19 protein-coding genes are annotated in these 16,658 nt (G+C 69.6%); 3 read left to right on the top strand and 16 right to left on the bottom strand.

Annotation, left to right across the window (positions count from 1 at the left end):
• Positions 1–58: 58 nt before the first annotated feature.
• The 12 genes from OHA10_RS27625 to hisI form a co-directional block, all read right to left on the bottom strand.
• The gene (locus OHA10_RS27625; RefSeq protein ID WP_371401669.1) at positions 59–784 is read right to left on the bottom strand and encodes a VIT1/CCC1 transporter family protein; all 726 of its coding nucleotides are present in this window, start codon (positions 782–784) and stop codon (positions 59–61) included.
• The gene (gene lgt, locus OHA10_RS27620; protein ID WP_371401668.1) at positions 777–1,799 is read right to left on the bottom strand and encodes a prolipoprotein diacylglyceryl transferase; all 1,023 of its coding nucleotides are present in this window, start codon (positions 1,797–1,799) and stop codon (positions 777–779) included. The genes OHA10_RS27625 and lgt overlap by 8 nt, the downstream gene beginning before the upstream one ends.
• A 64-nt stretch (positions 1,800–1,863) precedes the next feature.
• Complete coding sequence (locus OHA10_RS27615; protein WP_371401667.1) at positions 1,864–2,556, bottom strand: DsbA family protein; 693 nt, start codon at positions 2,554–2,556, stop codon at positions 1,864–1,866.
• Positions 2,553–3,032 (bottom strand): MauE/DoxX family redox-associated membrane protein, encoded by a 480-nt coding sequence (locus OHA10_RS27610; protein WP_371401666.1) that lies wholly within the window; start codon positions 3,030–3,032, stop codon positions 2,553–2,555. Before OHA10_RS27610 ends, OHA10_RS27615 begins: the two co-directional genes overlap by 4 nt.
• Positions 3,029–3,685, bottom strand: coding sequence for an SCO family protein (locus OHA10_RS27605; RefSeq protein ID WP_371401665.1), 657 nt, complete (start codon positions 3,683–3,685; stop codon positions 3,029–3,031). Before OHA10_RS27605 ends, OHA10_RS27610 begins: the two co-directional genes overlap by 4 nt.
• 7 nt (positions 3,686–3,692) lie before the next feature.
• Complete coding sequence (gene trpA, locus OHA10_RS27600) at positions 3,693–4,517, bottom strand: tryptophan synthase subunit alpha (protein ID WP_371401664.1); 825 nt, start codon at positions 4,515–4,517, stop codon at positions 3,693–3,695.
• Complete coding sequence (gene trpB / locus OHA10_RS27595) at positions 4,510–5,721, bottom strand: tryptophan synthase subunit beta (protein WP_371401663.1); 1,212 nt, start codon at positions 5,719–5,721, stop codon at positions 4,510–4,512. The genes trpA and trpB overlap by 8 nt, the downstream gene beginning before the upstream one ends.
• 76 nt (positions 5,722–5,797) lie before the next feature.
• The gene (trpC, locus tag OHA10_RS27590) at positions 5,798–6,604 is read right to left on the bottom strand and encodes an indole-3-glycerol phosphate synthase TrpC (protein ID WP_371401662.1); all 807 of its coding nucleotides are present in this window, start codon (positions 6,602–6,604) and stop codon (positions 5,798–5,800) included.
• A gap of 13 nt (positions 6,605–6,617) precedes the next feature.
• Entirely contained in the window at positions 6,618–6,875 is a 258-nt protein-coding gene (locus tag OHA10_RS27585) for an HGxxPAAW family protein (RefSeq protein WP_137254691.1), read from the bottom strand.
• A gap of 56 nt (positions 6,876–6,931) precedes the next feature.
• Positions 6,932–7,462: a Trp biosynthesis-associated membrane protein gene (locus tag OHA10_RS27580; protein ID WP_371401661.1), complete on the bottom strand. Its 531-nt coding sequence runs from the start codon at positions 7,460–7,462 to the stop codon at positions 6,932–6,934.
• Positions 7,459–8,949 carry an anthranilate synthase component I gene (locus OHA10_RS27575; protein ID WP_371401660.1) on the bottom strand — a complete coding sequence of 497 codons (1,491 nt, stop codon included), beginning with the start codon at positions 8,947–8,949 and terminating at the stop codon, positions 7,459–7,461. The genes OHA10_RS27580 and OHA10_RS27575 overlap by 4 nt, the downstream gene beginning before the upstream one ends.
• Positions 8,946–9,275, bottom strand: coding sequence for a phosphoribosyl-AMP cyclohydrolase (hisI, locus tag OHA10_RS27570; protein WP_371401659.1), 330 nt, complete (start codon positions 9,273–9,275; stop codon positions 8,946–8,948). Before hisI ends, OHA10_RS27575 begins: the two co-directional genes overlap by 4 nt.
• A gap of 82 nt (positions 9,276–9,357) precedes the next feature.
• Here hisI and OHA10_RS27565 point away from each other — a divergent pair, with 82 nt between their 5' ends.
• Positions 9,358–10,437, top strand: a complete 1,080-nt coding sequence (locus OHA10_RS27565) for a dipeptidase (protein WP_371401658.1) — start codon at positions 9,358–9,360, stop codon at positions 10,435–10,437.
• On the opposite strand, the gene OHA10_RS27560 is transcribed toward OHA10_RS27565, so the two are convergent.
• Together OHA10_RS27560 and OHA10_RS27555 are read right to left on the bottom strand one after the other, a co-directional pair.
• A complete protein-coding gene (locus OHA10_RS27560; protein WP_371401657.1) occupies positions 10,434–11,300 on the bottom strand; it encodes a GNAT family N-acetyltransferase in 867 nt (288 codons plus the stop codon). The two genes, OHA10_RS27565 and OHA10_RS27560, sit on opposite strands and share 4 nt — an antisense overlap.
• Before the next feature lie 122 nt (positions 11,301–11,422).
• Complete coding sequence (locus tag OHA10_RS27555; RefSeq protein WP_371401656.1) at positions 11,423–11,896, bottom strand: hypothetical protein; 474 nt, start codon at positions 11,894–11,896, stop codon at positions 11,423–11,425.
• A 2-nt stretch (positions 11,897–11,898) separates the two neighbouring features.
• Here OHA10_RS27555 and OHA10_RS27550 point away from each other — a divergent pair, with 2 nt between their 5' ends.
• Positions 11,899–12,492, top strand: coding sequence for a hypothetical protein (locus tag OHA10_RS27550; RefSeq protein ID WP_371401655.1), 594 nt, complete (start codon positions 11,899–11,901; stop codon positions 12,490–12,492).
• Positions 12,493–12,611: 119 nt separating this feature from the next.
• Positions 12,612–12,920 (top strand): Fe-S cluster assembly protein HesB, encoded by a 309-nt coding sequence (locus OHA10_RS27545; RefSeq protein ID WP_137254685.1) that lies wholly within the window; start codon positions 12,612–12,614, stop codon positions 12,918–12,920.
• Between the two features lie 56 nt (positions 12,921–12,976).
• Here the strand turns inward: OHA10_RS27545 and OHA10_RS27540 are convergent, their stop codons facing one another.
• Both OHA10_RS27540 and OHA10_RS27535 read right to left on the bottom strand, forming a co-directional pair.
• Positions 12,977–14,773 (bottom strand): ABC transporter ATP-binding protein, encoded by a 1,797-nt coding sequence (locus OHA10_RS27540; RefSeq protein ID WP_371401654.1) that lies wholly within the window; start codon positions 14,771–14,773, stop codon positions 12,977–12,979.
• Positions 14,770–16,590, bottom strand: a complete 1,821-nt coding sequence (locus OHA10_RS27535) for an ABC transporter ATP-binding protein (protein ID WP_371401653.1) — start codon at positions 16,588–16,590, stop codon at positions 14,770–14,772. The genes OHA10_RS27540 and OHA10_RS27535 overlap by 4 nt, the downstream gene beginning before the upstream one ends.
• Positions 16,591–16,658 lie beyond the last annotated feature (68 nt).

The following is a 16,658-nucleotide window of genomic DNA, read 5'->3' as shown; positions in this document are numbered from 1 at the left end:
AACCATCACGCTGGATCGACTGTTGGGGTAGCGCCGGCGATACCCCGTGGGCTGCGCGTCAGCCGATTCCGGGGCCGACGAGAGTGCCGACGAAGTACGTGAGTCCGGCTGCGGCGGCGCCGAGGAGGAGTTGGCGGAGCCCGGAGTACCACCAGGAGCGGCTGGTGACGCGGGAGACGACCGCGCCGCAGACGAACAGCGCGGTCAGGGACAGGATCAGGGACGGTACGACGCTGCCCGCGCCGAACAGGTACGGCGCCAGCGGGATGAAGGCGCCGATCGCGAAGCAGATGAACGACGAGGCGGCCGCGAGGACCGGGTTCGGGAGGTCGCCGGGGTCGATGCCGAGCTCTTCGCGGACGTGTTCCTCGAGGGCCTGCTCCGGGTTCGCGTGGAACTGCTTGGCGACCTTGCTGGCCAGGTCCGGGTCGAGGCCCTTCGCGCGGTAGGTCTCGGCGAGCTCGATCTCTTCGTCGATCGGGTGCTTCTTGATCTCTTTGCGCTCGACCTCGATCTCGGCGTGGGCGAGCTCGCGCTGGGAGGCGACGGAGGTGTACTCCCCCGCCGCCATCGAGAACGCACCCGCCGCCAGCCCGGCGAGGCCGGCCAGGATGATGAACTTCGAGCCGGAGCTGGTGCCGCCGTCCATGCCGGCGATCAGGGCGAAGTTCGACACCAGGCCGTCCATCGCCCCGAACACCGCGGGTCGCAGCCAGCCGCCGTTCACATCACGGTGGGTGTGGTCCCCGTGATGCTCAGCCGACACATCAGGCGTCTCAGTCACGAGCCCCATCAGACTCGGAACCGTTCTTGACTTCAACCTTTGGCGCTTCGGTCGAGCTTTCTGCCGGGCTCACATCAGGAGTTTCCTCGTCCGCATCCACCTTCGGGGCTTCATCGACAGCCTGCTCGGCGTCCGTCGGCTGCTCGGTGGGAGTGGGCTTGCCGGCAGCGGGGCCGGTGGAGATGTCTTCCTGGCCGGGGTGGCGCTTGGCGCTGATGATGAAGGCGGCTACGGAGAGGACGAACAGGATGAGGGCGGTCCAGACGTTCAGGCGGAGGCCGAGGAAGTGGTTCACCGTGTCGATGCGCATGTTCTCGATCCAGGCGCGTCCCGCGGTGTAGCCGGCGACGTACAGGAAGAAGGCGCGGCCGTGGCCGAGTTTGTAGCGGCGGTCGACCAGGATGACGAGGGCGACGACGCCCAGGTTCCAGACGGCCTCGTACAGGAACGTCGGGTGGAAGGTGGCGAAGTCGGCGTAGCCGGCCGGGCGGTGTTCGGGGGAGATCTCCAGGCCCCACGGCTTGGTGGTCGGGCGACCGAAGAGTTCCTGGTTGAAGTAGTTGCCGAACCGGCCGAACACCTGCGCCAGCGCGATCCCCGGCGCCATCGCGTCCGCGACCGCCAGGAACGGCACCTTCGCGCGCCGACAGGCGATCCAAGCACCGAGCGCGCCGAAGCCGACCGCACCCCAGATGCCGAGCCCGCCGTGCCAGATCTTCAGCGCGTCGATCGGGTGCCGGCCCTCGCCGAAGTACAGCTCGGCGTCGGTGACCACGTGGTAGATGCGTGCGCCGACCAACCCGAACGGGATCGCCCAGAACATGATGTCGGCGAGCACCGGCGCGGACCCGCCGCGCGCCACCCAGCGGCGGCGGCCGAGCCAGTAACCGACGAAGATGCCGGCCAGGATGCACAACGCGTACGCGCGGATCGGAAGGCCGAAGACGTGCCAGACACCCTGGCTCGGGCTGGGGATGAACGCCGGAACCATCACGGCGGGAATCAGACTAGACATGGCAAGGGGGAACGCTACTCGACCCGCCAGACCACTGCCAGAAACGCACGGTCACGATGGGGCCTCAGCTTGCGACCGCGTCGACGGCGTCCTGCAGGCCGTCGGAGCTCAGCTGGTCGGCCGGCAACTGCTTGCCGTTCACGTAGACCGTCGGAGTCCCGGTCACACCGCGATCGTCGGCCGCCTTGCCCACCGACTCCAGCCAGCCCGCGTAGGTGTTGTCCTGCAACGCCTGCTGGAACTTCTCGTCGCCGACGCCGAGCTGCTTGCCCAGCTCGATCAGCTGGTCCGTGGTCCACGACTTCGAGAAGTCGCCGTACATCTCGTCCGCGAAGCTCAGCGCCTTGCCGTTCGCGGCCGCGGCGGCGAAGGCGTTGGCCAGCCGCGGTGAGGCATCCGGGTTGACGAACTGCAGCGGCCAGTAGGTCAGCGTCGCGGTACCGTCCTGGACGAGCTTGTCGATGGTCGCGCCGCTCGCCTCCTCGAACTCCGCGCAGTGCGGGCAGCGGAAGTCGAGGTACAGGTCGATGTTCACCTTGGCGCCGGCCTTGCCGACCGTGACGCCCTTGCCGGACGTCCCCGGACCGGTGATGACCGTGGGCTCGGGCCGGCCGTTCGAGCTGACCTCGACCTTGGAGTGACCGCGGTAGTACTGCACGCCGACGCCGCCGACCAGCGCCAGCACCAGGACGACGACCACGATGATCCCTGGCGAGATCCGGCGCTTCTGCTGCAGCAGCGGATTGGTGTTGCTCACGACGCGGTGACTCCTTGTGGTCCTTGTGATTCAGCTACGACAGCGAACTTACTGACGGGCTGCCACCACAGCCAGACAGCCAGCGCCAGCAGGCCGACGTCCCGGAGGATCTCCTGCAGGTACTTCGTCTGGCCCGCGGCGACCTGACCGCCGCCGCCGAAGCAGCCGCAGTCGATCGACAGGCCGCGAGCCCAGGCGGACGACACCGCGGCGATGAACACGATCATGAAAACACCCGCGGCCACGGCCGAGGCGCGGACACCGAAGCCGACGATCAACAGCAACCCGATCGCGATCTCCAGGAAGGGCAGGCCCCAGCCGACCGGTTGCACCAGCGCCGACGGCAGCAGTTCGTACGCGCGGACCGCCTGGGCGGCCGTCTCCGGATCAGTGACCTTCAACGCGCCGGCGACGAGCATCACGCCGCCGAGCACAAGCCGGGCAGCGAGCGAGATCCACGGGAACCAAACCTTCACTGGTTGTCCGCCACCAGCTTCCCGAAGTCGTGCGCCAGGTCACCGATGGCCGCGTTCGACAGCCAGATCACGGTCGCCTTGTCGTCCTTGCCGAAGCCGATCACCTGCGCTCCGTGACCGACCTCGTACCCTCCGGAAGGAAGCTTCTGCATCCCTTCCACCGGCACGCCGACCGCCTTCGCGACGTCCTTGATCGACGCCAGCGACCCGGTCAGCCCGGTGAACGACGGGTCGAACCGGTCCAGGTACTTGCGGATCACCGGGCCGGTGTCCCGGGACGGGTCGGTGGTGATGAACAGCATCTGGATCTGATCGCGCACCGACTGGTCCAGCTTGGTCAGCGCGGACGCCACGTCGGCCATCACCGTCGGGCACACGTCGGGGCAGTTCGTGTACCCGAAGAACACCAGCGTGACCGGCTTCTTCGTCGACGTGACCAGGTTGAACGGATTCCCCCCGGTGTCGGTCAAGGTGGTCGCGGGCATCGCGTACGGCCGGTCCAGCGTGGCGCCACGCAGCCCGTTCGGGTCCTGGCTGCTGCGGATGATCGCCCCGCCCGGGTTGTCGGCCTTCTGCTCCTTGCCACTGCAGCCCGCGAGGGCGAGCAGAGCCACCGCGGCCAGCAGAACGACCGCGTTCCTGGTTCGACTCACGGCGGTTCTAACGTTCGGCGGGCGTGCGAGGTTCCCGGCGGACGCCCTCGGCGAGGTCCTCGGTCAGCGCGCGGACACCGGCCGGGCCGCCGTCCTCGAGCGCCTTGACCAACGCCGCGCCGACGATCGCCGCGTCCGCGAACGCCACCACCCCGGCCGCCTGGTCGCCGTTCGAGATCCCGAGGCCGACGCCGACCGGCAGTCCGGTCGCCGCCTTCGTCCGGGCGACGAGCGGTGCCGCGAGTTCCGACGGCTTGTCCCGGGCGCCGGTGACACCCATCACGGCGGTCGCGTACACGAACCCGCGGCAGGCGGCCGTGGTCATCCGGATTCGCTCGTCGGTCGACGACGGCGACACCAGGAACACCTTGTCCAGGTCGTGCTTGTCCGCGGCCGCGATCCACTCCGCGGCCTCGTCCGGGATCAGGTCGGGCGTGATCAGCCCCGCTCCCCCGGCGGCCGCGAAGTCGGCCGCGAACCGGTCCACGCCGTACCGCTCGATCGGGTTCCAGTACGTCATCACGAGCACCGGGACGTCGGAGTACGCCGCGAGCTTCTCGACCGTGCTGAGCACGTCCCGGGTCCGCAGTCCGCCGGCCCGTGCGACCTCGGTGGCGCGCTGGATCGTGACACCGTCCATCACCGGGTCGCTGTACGGCAGGCCGAGCTCGATCACGTCGGCACCGCCGTCGATCATCGCCTTGACCCCGTCGACGGCCCCGTCGTACGTCGGGAAGCCGGCCGGCAGGTACCCGACCAGGGCACCGCGACCCGCGTCGTTCGCCTTCCGGATCGCCACCCCGGCCTTGCCCAGGGCAACCACATCACTCACCGGAGGCCTCTTTCCCGCCGAGGCCGAACCAGGTGGCGGCCGTGTCCATGTCCTTGTCCCCGCGACCGGAGAGGTTCACCAGGATAGTTGCCTCAGGCCCCAGTTCCTTGGCGATGTCGAGTGCGCCGGCGACCGCGTGCGCGGACTCGATGGCCGGGATGATGCCCTCGGTCCGGGACAGCAGCTGGAACGCGTCCATCGCCTCCGCATCGGTGATCGGCCGGTACGACGCGCGCCCGGTCTCGGCCAGCCACGCGTGCTCCGGCCCGACGCCCGGGTAGTCCAGGCCCGCGGAGATCGAGTGCGATTCGATCGTCTGCCCGTCCTCGTCCTGCAACAGGAACGACCGGGCACCGTGCAGTACGCCGACCTGCCCGGCCGTGATCGTGGCCGCGTGCCGACCGGTCTCGAACCCGTCGCCACCCGGCTCGATGCCGTACAGCTTCACGTCCTCGTCGGGGATGAACGCGGTGAACAGGCCGATCGCGTTCGACCCGCCGCCGACCGACGCGACCGCGGCGTCCGGCAGCTTGCCGAGCAGTTCGAGCGACTGCTCGCGCGCCTCGTCGCCGATCCCGCGGACGAAGTCGCGCACCATCGCCGGGAACGGGTGCGAGCCGGCCGCCGTACCGAGGATGTAGTGCGTCTTGTCCACGCTGGCGACCCAGTCGCGCAGCGCCTCGTTGATCGCGTCCTTCAGCGTCCGGCTGCCGGTCTTGACCGGGATCACCTCGGCGCCGAGCAGCCGCATCCGGGCCACGTTCAGCGCCTGGCGCTCGGTGTCGACCTCGCCCATGTAGACGACGCACTCCAGGCCCAGGTACGCGCACGCGGTCGCCGTGGCGACGCCGTGCTGGCCGGCGCCGGTCTCGGCGATCACGCGCGGCTTGCCCATCCGCTTGGTCAGCAGCGCCTGGCCGATCGCATTGCGGATCTTGTGCGCGCCGGTGTGGTTCAGGTCCTCGCGCTTGAGCAGGATCCGCGCGCCGGCCGCGTCGGACAGCCGGGTCGCGTCGTACAGCAGGCTCGGGGCGCCGATGTACTCGCGCAGCATCCGCTCGAACTCACCGGTGAACTCCGGGTCGGCCATCGCCTCGCGCCACGCGGTCGTGAGCTCGTCGAGCGGCGCGATCAGCGCCTCCGGCATGAACCTGCCGCCGAAACGGCCGAAGTGCCCGAACTGGTCGGGCAGCACAGTAGACATCCGACAAAACCTTCCAACCCGGCCCAGACGGCTCGGGAGAGTCACTACCCCTACCCGTTTGGACCGGGAGGAGAGGTCAGTGCCGCTGCTGGATTGCGGGGTGCGATCCGGCGGCGACGAGATCGGCGACCGAGGCGCGAGGATCGCGGCCGGTCACCAGGGTTTCACCGACGAGGACGACATCGGCCCCGGCGCGCGCGAACTCGATTACATCATGCGGCCCGCGGACGCCGGACTCGGCCACCCGGACCAGCTCGGTCGGGATCGTCGGCGCGACCCGCGCGAACGTGTCCCGGTCGACCTCGAGCGTCTTCAGGTTGCGGTTGTTCACGCCGATCAGCTGAGCGCCGGCGTCCACCGCACGCCGGGTCTCCTCCTCGTCGTGTACCTCGACCAGCGGGCACAGCCCGATCGAGTGCGCCCGCTCGATCAGCGAGACCAGGGCCTCCTGCTCCAGCGCGGCCGCGATCAGCAGCACCATGTCGGCGCCGGCTGCCCGGGCCTCCCAGAGCTGGTACGACGAGACCACGAAGTCCTTGCGCAGCACCGGCACGTCGACCCGGCCGCGGACCGCGCGCAGGTCGTCGAGGCTGCCGTTGAACCGGCGCTCTTCGGTGAGGACCGAAATCGCCGCGGCGCCACCCAGCTCGTACTCCCCGGCCAGTGCGGCCGGGTCGGTGATCTCGGCCAGCGCGCCCTTCGACGGGCTGGACCGCTTCACCTCGGCGATCACCGCGATCCCGTCACCACGGAACACGGGCATCGGGTCCTTGGCGTCGGGCTTGCGCTGGGCCTCCTGCTTCAGATCGTCCAGGCTGACCCGCGCCTGGCGCTCCGCAAGGTCCTCGCGGACCCCAGCGAGAATGTCGTCAAGCACAGTCATGTCCGTCCGCCCCTCAGTGGTCGCCGTCAGTCGGGACCCCGAAGCCCAGCAACTGCAGCACCTTGCCGGCCAGCGCACCGAGCACCGCGATCGCGACCGAGATCCAGAACAGCACCCAGTTCGGCCCGAGCACCATGGCGATGGCGCCGAGCGTGAACGCGACCAGCACGATCACCACCGCGGTCCACGCCGCGGGGCTGTTGCCGTGCAGATCGTGAGGGGCCTCCTCGTCGATCCGACTCGCTCCTTGATCCGCCACCGTATTGTCCATAGTTGGCGCCACTCCTCCTCGTCGTCCCGTCCTATTGTGGCGGTAGCCCGCCGCGATCAGAGAGTCGGGTCCTCCCCGGCGTCGATCGCCTTCCACTGATCCGCCGGTGAGGCGGCCGGATCACGCTCGTATCGTGCAGTGGGTCGCCGCCACTTGTGCGCCGTGAGCACCGTCAGAAGCCCGGCCGCGACCAGGGCGATCCCGCCGGCCAGGGCGAACCACGGCGCCACGCCGAGAGTCTGCGTGACCTGGTCGGCGAGTACGTCGCTCAGCTCCGGCCGCAGCCTGCTCAGCTCGGCGCCGTCGGGTCGCACGAACAGCGCGACGACGACGGCGATCGCGCCCAACAACGCGACAAGTGCGCCTAGCACCCGGCGCAGCGCCGTACCCGCGAGTTTGGTGACGACCACGGCGACGACCGACGCGAGCGCCAGCGTGACCGGCGCCTTGGTGATCGTGTAGCCGTTGAACACCACGTCGGCGCGCCCGTTGCCCGGGTTCGCCGAGACCCAGGTCAGATAGCCCGACAGGCCGAGCAGCACCAGCGCCACCAAGGCGAGCAGGTCTACCGTCCGTTGCGGCTTCATACGTCGCTGAAGGTTCCCGCGACCGCGATCGCGTTCAGTACGGCGGCCGCCTTGGTCCGGCACTCGGCGTCCTCGGAGGCCGGGTCGGAGTCCGCGACGATCCCGGCGCCGGCCTGCACGTACGCCGTCCCGCCACGCAGTACCGCGGTCCGGATCGCGATCGCGGTGTCGGCGTCGCCGGCGAAGTCCAGGTAGCCGACCACGCCGCCGTACACGCCGCGCCGGGTGACCTCGAGCTTGTCGATGATCTCCATCGCCCGCGGTTTCGGTGCCCCGGACAACGTTCCGGCCGGGAACGCCGCGGTGAGCGCGTCGAACGCGGTCTTGCCGGCCGCCAACTGCCCGGTGACCGTCGACTCCAGGTGCATCACGTGGCTGTACCGGCGAACGGTCATGAAGTCGACCACCTCGACCGTGCCGGGCGCGCAGACCCGGCCGACGTCGTTACGGCCGAGGTCGACCAGCATCAGGTGCTCGGCGCGCTCCTTGGCGTCGGCGCGCAGCTCCTCCTCGAGCGCGTGGTCCTCCTCCGGCGTAGCGCCGCGGCGGCGGGTGCCGGCGATCGGGTGCAGGATCACCTTGTTGTCGGTGACCTTGACCAGCGCCTCCGGGCTCGAGCCGACGATGTCGAAGCCGTCGAGGCGGACCAGGTACATGTACGGGCTCGGGTTGGACCTTCGCAGCACCCGGTAGATGTCCAGGGCGCTCGCGGTCGTCTGCAGCTCGAACCGCTGCGAGACGACGATCTGGAACGCCTCGCCGGCCCGGATCTCCTCCTTGGCGTGCTCGACCGCCTCCCGGTACTCCGCGCTGGAGCGCTGCCGGTGCGGGTCGGGCTGCGCCTGCCGGTCGGCGCGGACGACGTACGACGGGGTGGGCTGCGCGAGGTCGCGCTCCATCTCGTCGAGCCGGCGGACCGCGTCGGCGTACGACTCGTCGACGCGCTCGTCGGAGTCGTCCCAGTTGACCGCGTTCGCGATCAGCCAGATCTCGCCGGTCTCGTGGTCGAGGGCGGCCAGGTCGGTGGCGAACAGGAACGTCAGCTCGGGCAGGCCGAGGTCGTCGGTCGTTGTATCGGGCAACCGCTCCAGGCGGCGGACGGCGTCGTACCCGAGGAAGCCGACCATGCCGCCGGTCAGTGGCGGCAGGTCGGGCAGGCGCGGCGTGTGCAGGATCTCGAGCGTCTCGCGGAGCGCCTTCAGCGGGTCACCGGTCTGCGGCAGGCCGACCGGCGGGTTGCCGGTCCAGACGGCCTCGCCGTCGCGCTCGGTCAGCGCCGCGGCGGAGCGGACGCCGATGAACGAGTACCGCGACCAGACCCCGCCGTTCTCCGCCGACTCGAGCAGGAACGTGCCCTCCCGCTCGGCCGCAAGCTTGCCGTAGACACCGATCGGCGTCTCGGCGTCGGCGAGCAGCCGCCGGGTGACCGGGATGACCCGGCGGTCCTTCGCGTACTCGCGGAAGGTCTCCAGCTCCGGAACCGTCACGCCGCCACCTCGATCTCGCCGTTCTCGAAGCAGCTGCGAGTGCCGGTGTGGCAGGCGGGACCTTCCTGGTCGACGAGGACGAGCAGGGTGTCGGCGTCGCAGTCGACGAGGATCTGCTTCACGTGCTGACGGTGGCCGCTGGTCTCGCCCTTGACCCAGTACTGCTGCCGGCTGCGGGACCAGAACGTGCCCCGTTTGGTCTCCGCGGTGCGGCGCACCGCCTCGGCGTTCATCCAGCCCACCATCAGGACCTCGCGCGTGTCGTACTGCTGCACCACTGCCGGTATCAACCCGGCCGCGTCGAAGGTCAACTCGTCGATGTTCACCGACCCATTGTCCCCGATCTGATCGGCAGCACCGACCACGGGCTGACCAGCGCGCTGACAGGTCGGCTGACAAGATGGTGGGATGACGAGTGAGTACGTGGTGATCGACGGGCACAACGACCTGCCGATCGCGTTCTACGAGCTGTGCAACTACGACCTGGACGCCTACGACCTGGGCGGTTCGGTGCCGGAGTTGAACACGGACCTGCCGCGGCTGCGGGCCGGGCGCGTCGGCGCCCAGTTCTGGTCGTTGTGGGTGCCGCAGGACGAGCACGCGGTACGGCGTACGTTCGAGCAGCTCGATTTCGTCCGGCGATTCGTCGAGCGCTTCCCGGACGACCTGCAGCTCGCGTCGTCGGCCGATGACGTGGACGCGGCGATCAAGGCCGGCCGGATCGCCTCGCTGATGGGGATGGAGGGCGGCCACTCGATCGGCGAGTCCCTCGGCGTACTACGGGTGATGCGGGAGCTCGGCGTGCGGTACATGACGCTCACCCACAACGACAACGTGTCCTGGGCCGACTCCGCGACGGACGAGCCGGTGCTCGGCGGGCTGAACGACTTCGGTGAGCAGGTCGTCCGCGAGATGAACCGGATCGGCATGCTGGTCGACCTCTCGCACGTCTCCGCGGACACCATGCGGCACGCGCTCCGGGTGACGAGCGCGCCGGTGATCTTCAGCCACTCGTCGGCGCGCGCGGTCTGCAACGTTCCGCGGAACGTGCCCGACGACGTGCTCGAGACGCTGGCCGCCAACGACGGCGTCTGCATGGTCACGTTCGTCCCGTACTTCGTCTCGCAGGCGTACGTCGACTGGCTCGACGGCATGCACGCGCTGGCCAAGGAGCGCGGGCTCGAGGGCAAGGAGCACCGCGAGGAGGTCGAGAAGCTGTACGACGTACCGCGGCCCGACATCACGCTCGCGGACGTGGTCAAGCATGTCGAACACGTCCGCGAGGTGGCGGGTATCGACCACATCGGCGTCGGCGGTGACTACGACGGCTGCCCGGAGTTCCCGGTCGAGCTGCCCGATGTGTCGTCGTACCCGGTGCTGTTCGGCGCGCTGGCCGACCGCGGCTGGAGCGACGAGGACCTCGGCAAGCTTGCCGGCGGCAACATCCTGCGTGTGCTCCGGGCCGCGGAGGACGTCGCCACCGCCTAGGCGTTGCGGTTCTGCGCCCGGATCTCCGGCTGGGGCTCGAGACCGGCGGCCCGGTACGTCGCGACCGCGCCCTCGTTGGAGGCCGGCGTACAGGTGTAGATGCTCGACGCACCCAGCTCCTGCAACGCCCGCGCGCACGCAAGCACCATCGCCGTCCCGTAGCCGCGCCCGCGGTGCAGCCGGTGCACGCCCATCGGCTCGAGGTAGCCGGGACGCCCTTCCCCGGCTGACCACACGGTCGCGGCCGCCACGGACTCACCAGTCTTGTTACGCGCGATCAGACACCGCGCATCGGCGTACGGCAGGCCGTCGGCCATCGCGAACCAGCGGTCGTCGGTGAACGTCGACCCGTCGAACGACGCTCGCTGCACGGCGGTGCGCTCGTGCGCGTCCTCCGCACCGACGACGTCGACCCGCAGGCCGGGATCCGGCACCGGCCCGCTCAGGCTCCGCTGCAACGGGACCCACGGCTTGTCAGCGTCCCACCCGTCTTTGAAGAGCAGGTCCTGAACCAGCGCCCCCATCGGCGTCTCGACCGCGACCCTGCCGTCGATCAGTACACCGGTCTCCGGCGTCGACACGTCCTCCACGACCCGCCGCGCCAACTCGTCGTCCCGCTGCAGCTCCGGCGCGATCGACATCCGCAGCCAGTCAGGCTCGTCGAGCATCCCCACCGCGACGATCTCCCCGTCCCGCCGCCAGACCCGCGTCGCGGCCGCCGTCGCCTCGTCACCGAACCGCCAGAACCATCCCAGATCCCCCGGATGCAACTGCAGCGGCATGTCCTCGCGCTGCCACTCCCGCAACACCGCTACGACCTCGCCCAGCTCACCGATCCCCGCCGTCTCCAAAGCAATCGCCATACCCCGATCCCACACCATGCCGCCGACAGTTCGCACCCCACTTTGAGCACCCACCAACCACCCCTCCCCGACTTTGAGCACCCACCAACCGATCTGAGCGGCGAAAGTTGGTTGGTGGGTGCTCAAAGTGGATATCCACAGGCCGGCGTTGGTGGGGTGCGGAGGTGGGGGTGGGGCGGCAGGGTGGTGGGATGGATCGGCTGGGGTACGACGTCCGCGCACGGCTGCTCGTGGTTGCGCGGAATCCACAGCGGCGCGCGGCGCTGCGCGACCTGGGACTGAGTGATGCCGATCTCCGGCGGCTCGTCCGGCGAGGCGCGCTGAGGCACCATCACGGGCACTATCTCGACGGACGAGTCGACGAGGACCTCGCGGCGATCGCGTGCGCCCAGGCGGCGTACCCAGGCTCGGTCGTGAGTCATTTCAGCGCGGCCCGCCTGGCCGGTCTCGCCACGTGGACCGACACCGGTCGACGGTCCGCAGCGCCGGTCGACGCTACCTGGCTGACCCGTCCGCCCGACGCCAGGCGCAATCATCGCCGTACGGACGTCGTCGTACGCCGTGCAGGTCTGCCGACTGCGGATCTGTCGCGTCACGGGTGGTTGCCGGTCACCAACATGGCCAGGACCACCTCGCCCGTGAACTGCCGCTGCGTGAATCGATTGTCACTGTCGACGACGCGTTGCGAAGGGGTACGTCGGTCGACGACCTGCTGGCGGTCGCGGAACGCCAGCAACGCTGGCCCGGGATCCGGCGCGCTCACGCCGCCATCGCGTTCGGCGACCCTGCGTCGGAGTCCGTGTTGGAGTCGATCGCGAGGTCGGTGTTCGCCGCGGCCGGACTACCTGCCCCGCTGTTGCAGGTGCAGTTCTTCGACGGGGTCGGATGGATGCTCGAGCGGGTCGACTTCTGGTGGCCCTGGTTCCGGACCGTCGGAGAGGCTGACGGGCTCGCGAAGTACGAGGCGAAGACTCCTCAGGAGCGCAGGCGCCTGCTGCGCAAGAGCCATCGCCGGGATCAGCGGCTCGCCGATCGCGGTGTCGAACTCGTCCACTTCCGCTGGGAGGACGTGGTCGATCCCCGCTCCGACCTGATCGCCCGCCTTCGATCGGCCTTCGCCCGCGGACAGGCCCGCCCCGGCGATCCCCCGCGCTGGCGCGTAGTACCACCCCCGCACGCCGACGCAGCCTGACTTTGAGCACGGGTCAGCCGATCTGGTGGCGTGTTCGTGGTTGGTGGGTGCTCAAGGTTTGCGGATCGGCGGTGGGGGCACGGGACGGACTCAAGTGTTAACCGACGGATGGAGTGGCTGTGCTGACCCTGACAGAGAACGCGACGCTGGTGATCAAGAGCATCACCGGGGTCGAAGGCGCGCCGGAAGGGGCCGGGGTGCGGATCTCGCAGGAGAACCCGGCGGATCCGGCACTCGCGGTGACCACGACAGAGGCTCCGCAACCGGGTGACCAGGTCGTCGAGGAGGCGGGTGCACGGGTATTCCTCGAGCACAACGCCGCGAACGCGCTCGACGACAAGATCCTGGACGCGGCGGTCGACGACAAGGGCGGTGTCGAGTTCCTCCTGGTGCCGCAGCCCGGCGCCGGCACTGCCCCGACTCCCTGACCTACCCCTGATGCATGTGTCTGGCTGACCAGGAGATTTCCTGGTCAGCCGGACAGTCACATTGCGCTTCGCTGGGCGATCCAGCTGTCGTGCAGATGCGTGTACACGCCGCCGGCGCCGACCAGCTCGGCGTGCGGTCCGCGTTCGACGATCTCACCGTCGTCGAACACCAGCACCTCGTCGGCCGCTTCGGCCGTCGACAACCGGTGCGCGATCGTCACCGAGGTACGCCCCGCCATCAGCCGCTCGAGCGCGGCGTTGACCCGTACCTCGGTGCCCGGGTCGACCGCGGAGGTCGCCTCGTCGAGCACGAGCAGATCCGGGTCCGCGATGTTCGCACGGACGAGCGCGACGAGCTGCCGCTCCCCCGCCGACAACGACTCACCGCGCTGCCCGACCGGGGACTGCAGTCCGTCCGGCAGCGACTCCAGCCAGTCCGTCAGTCCGAGCGACTCGAACGCCGTGACCAGCTCGGCATCGGTCACCTCGGGCCGGCCGAACCGCACGTTCTCGGCCAGTGACGCGTCGAACAGGTACCCGTCCTGCGGCACCATCACGACCCGCTCGCGCAGCGACTCGAACGAGATGTCCTTCGCGTCCACCCCGTCGAGCTTGACCGCGCCCGCCGTCGGATCCATCAACCGGGTCAGCAGCTTCGCGAACGTCGTTTTCCCGGATCCGGTCTCGCCCACGACCGCGACCCGCCGGTGCGGCTCGATCCGTACGTCGACGTCACGCAGTACCAGCTCGCCTTCCGGATAAGCGAAATCGACGTCCTCGAACTCGACCGTGATCGGCCCACGGGCCTGCTTCACGCCTTCGTCGCCAGGGTCCACGACGTCGGCCGGCGTGGCGATCACGCCGAGCACCCGCCTCCAGCCGGCGAACGCGCTCTGCGCGTCGGTCAGCACCTGCGTCGCGATCTGCACCGGGTCCGAGAACAGCGAGACCAGGAACATGAATGCGAGCAGCTCGCCGAGCGTCGCCTTGCCGTCGACCCCGAGCAGTACGCCGACCGTCAGGACGCCCGCGTTCGCGAGACCGGCCGCCAGGCCGCCGATCGAGAACGTCAGACCGGTGATCGCCTGCGCCTTGGTCGCGGTCTTGCGGTAGTCCTCGATCGACGCGTCGATCCGGTCCTGCGTCCGCTTCTCGATCGCGTACGAGCGGACCACCTGCGCGCCGACGACCGGCTCCGAGATCGCGGACAGCATCTCGCCGACCTTCGCCCGGACCACGCCGTACGCCGCCGACATCGCGCGCTGCAGGTACTTCAGGCTGGCGAACAGCGGGATGAAGCAGAGCAGCACGACCAGCGCGAGCTGCCACGAGTAGAAGAACATCACCACGGTCGCGAGCGCCATCTGCCCGAGGCTGACGATGAAGATGAACCCGCCGAACTGCAGGAACTGCGACACCGTGTCCACATCGGACGTGACCCGGCTGACCAGCGCGCCACGCCGCTCGGTGCTCTGCGTCAGCACCGGCAGATCGTGCACGTGCCGGAACGCCTTGATCCGCATCGTCGCCAGCCCGGACTCCGAGTTGACCGCGAGCCGGACAGTCGTCAGGTACGACGCTCCCGCGGTCAGGATCACGCCCAGCGCGCAGACGAGGCACATCCACGCGACGTACGACATGTCCGGACCGCCGGCGCCGGACAGCCCCTTGTCGATCGTCTGCTGCACCGCGATCGGTACGACGATCCGCCCGGCCGTCATCGTCAACGCGAGGAGCCCGGTCACCCACCACCCGCGGGCGAGCTCAGGTGAAACCTTCAGTCCGTCTTTGAGGGTCTGCAGCCCACCCGCGTTGTCGCCGTGGTCCAACCGACTCGCTTCAGCGGCGCTCACGCGGACGCCTCCAGTTCTTCCTCGCGACGCTCGGCGTCCTTCTCGTAGGCGTCGACCAGGTCCCGATAAGCGGGCGTCGACGCCTGCAGCTGGGTATGGGTGCCGTGCGCCTGGATCCGGCCGTCGTCCATGAACAGCACCTCGTCGGCGAGCGAGATCGTCGCCTTCCGGTATGCGATCACCAGCACGGTCGTCGCCGCTCCGGCATCGTCCTGCACAGCGGTGCGCAGTCCGGCCAGGATGCGTGCCTCGACCTGCGGGTCGACCGCGCTCGTCGCGTCGTCCAGGATCAGCAGTCGCGGCCGCCGTACCAGGGCGCGTGCCAGCGCGATCCGCTGCCGCTGCCCACCGGACAGCGTCGTACCGCGCTCGCCGACCTTGGTGTCGAGACCATCCGGCAGCGACTTCACGAACCCGTCGCCCTGCGCGATCCGCAGCGCGTCCCAGACGTCGTCGTCGCTGTACTCCCCGCCGAGCGTGATGTTGCCGCGGATCGTGTCGTCGAACAGGAACGCGGTCTGCGCCACCAGCGCCACCGAGCCGGCCAGTTCGTCCCGCGCCAGGTCTCGCAGATCGACACCGTCGACCTTGACGGCGCCCTGCTCCGGGTCGACCAGCCGGGTCAGCAGCGTGGTCAACGTGGACTTGCCGGCACCCGTCGGCCCGACGACCGCGACGGTCCGTCCGGGCTCGATGGTGAAGTCCATCCCGGCGAGTACGTCGCGCTCGGGCAGGTACCCGAACCGCACGCCGGCCACCTGCAGCCTGGCCGCCTTCGTCGACGTGAGCCGCGCCTCGCCGTACTCCATGCCACCTTCGGCGGTCAGCACGCGCTGCACCCGGTCCCAGCCGACGACCGACCGGGGCAGCTCACCGAGCACCCAGCCGAGCGCCCGGATCGGGAACCCGATCAGCGTGAACAGGAACGCCACCTGCACCACGTCGCCGGCGTCCGCGCCGCCCGACCGCACCCGTCCGACCCCGACCAGCAGTACGGCGAGCACGCCGAGCCGGGGCAGTCCGTCGATCACCGGGTCGAACATGCCGCGGGCCTTGTTCACCGCGATGTTCGCGTCGCGCAGCTCGTTCGTCGGGCCGCGGAAGCGCTCGGTCTCGGCCGCCTCACGCCCCAGCGTCTTCACCACGAGCGCGCCGTCGAACGACTCGTGCGCGACCTCGGAGACGTCGGCGCGGAGCTGCTGCGCGCGGGTCGCGAGCGGCTGCAGGTAGCGCTGGAAGATCACGTTCGCGACGAAGACCAGCGGGAACACCAGGCAGCCGACCAGGGCCAGCCAGACGTCGGCCGCGAACATCGCGATCGTGGCGAACACCAGCATCGCGATGACCCCGATCGCCATCGGCAGCGGCGCGATCACGAACCAGGTCGACTCCACGTCGGCGTTCGCGTTCGACAGCAACATGCCGGTCGAGTGCTGGTGGTGCCACTCGAGCGGAAGCTTCAGGTACTGCCGGGTCACCCGCCGGCGGTACGTCGCCTGCAGGCGGAACTGCATGACGCCGGCCCCGAGGCGCCGCCCGACCACGCCGATCGCGTTCAGGATCGCGATCCCGATGAACAGCGAGATCAGCGTCGCGATCGCCCCGCCGGTGGTCTCCCCGCTCTCGAACGCCGGCCGGATCACGTGATCGGTCGACCAGCCGAGCGCCCAGCCGCCGGCCACCGTCATCCCGCCGTACAGCATGCTGGCGAGCACCGACAGCGCGAAGATGCCCGGCTCCTCCCAGATCGCGACCCGCAGCACTCCGAACCCCCGCCGGGTGACGCTGCCTTTGTCGGGGACTTTCGGGACAGGCAAGACACACTCCAGGGCAATCAGGTGCAAACCAGGGACACAGGCATGACAACGATTGACATTCTGCCATT

The sequence above is a fragment of the Kribbella sp. NBC_00662 genome (assembly GCF_041430295.1).
Classification (GTDB): Bacteria; Actinomycetota; Actinomycetes; order Propionibacteriales; family Kribbellaceae; genus Kribbella.
The sequence above is the reverse complement of the archived record's forward strand: the minus strand, read 5'-3'. Positions and strand labels throughout refer to the sequence as shown.

Bases quoted from the DNA above. Each gene is read 5' to 3' on its own strand.
- OHA10_RS27585 (WP_137254691.1), bottom strand. From the start codon at position 6,875: ATGGACAATACGGTGGCGGATCAAGGAGCGAGTCGGATCGACGAGGAG.
- OHA10_RS27580 (WP_371401661.1), bottom strand. From the start codon at position 7,462: ATGAAGCCGCAACGGACGGTAGACCTGCTCGCCTTGGTGGCGCTGGTG.
- trpB (WP_371401663.1), bottom strand. From the start codon at position 5,721: ATGTCTACTGTGCTGCCCGACCAGTTCGGGCACTTCGGCCGTTTCGGC.
- trpC (WP_371401662.1), bottom strand. From the start codon at position 6,604: ATGACTGTGCTTGACGACATTCTCGCTGGGGTCCGCGAGGACCTTGCG.
- lgt (WP_371401668.1), bottom strand. From the start codon at position 1,799: ATGTCTAGTCTGATTCCCGCCGTGATGGTTCCGGCGTTCATCCCCAGC.
- OHA10_RS27560 (WP_371401657.1), bottom strand. From the start codon at position 11,300: ATGGCGATTGCTTTGGAGACGGCGGGGATCGGTGAGCTGGGCGAGGTC.
- OHA10_RS27565 (WP_371401658.1), top strand. From the start codon at position 9,358: ATGACGAGTGAGTACGTGGTGATCGACGGGCACAACGACCTGCCGATC.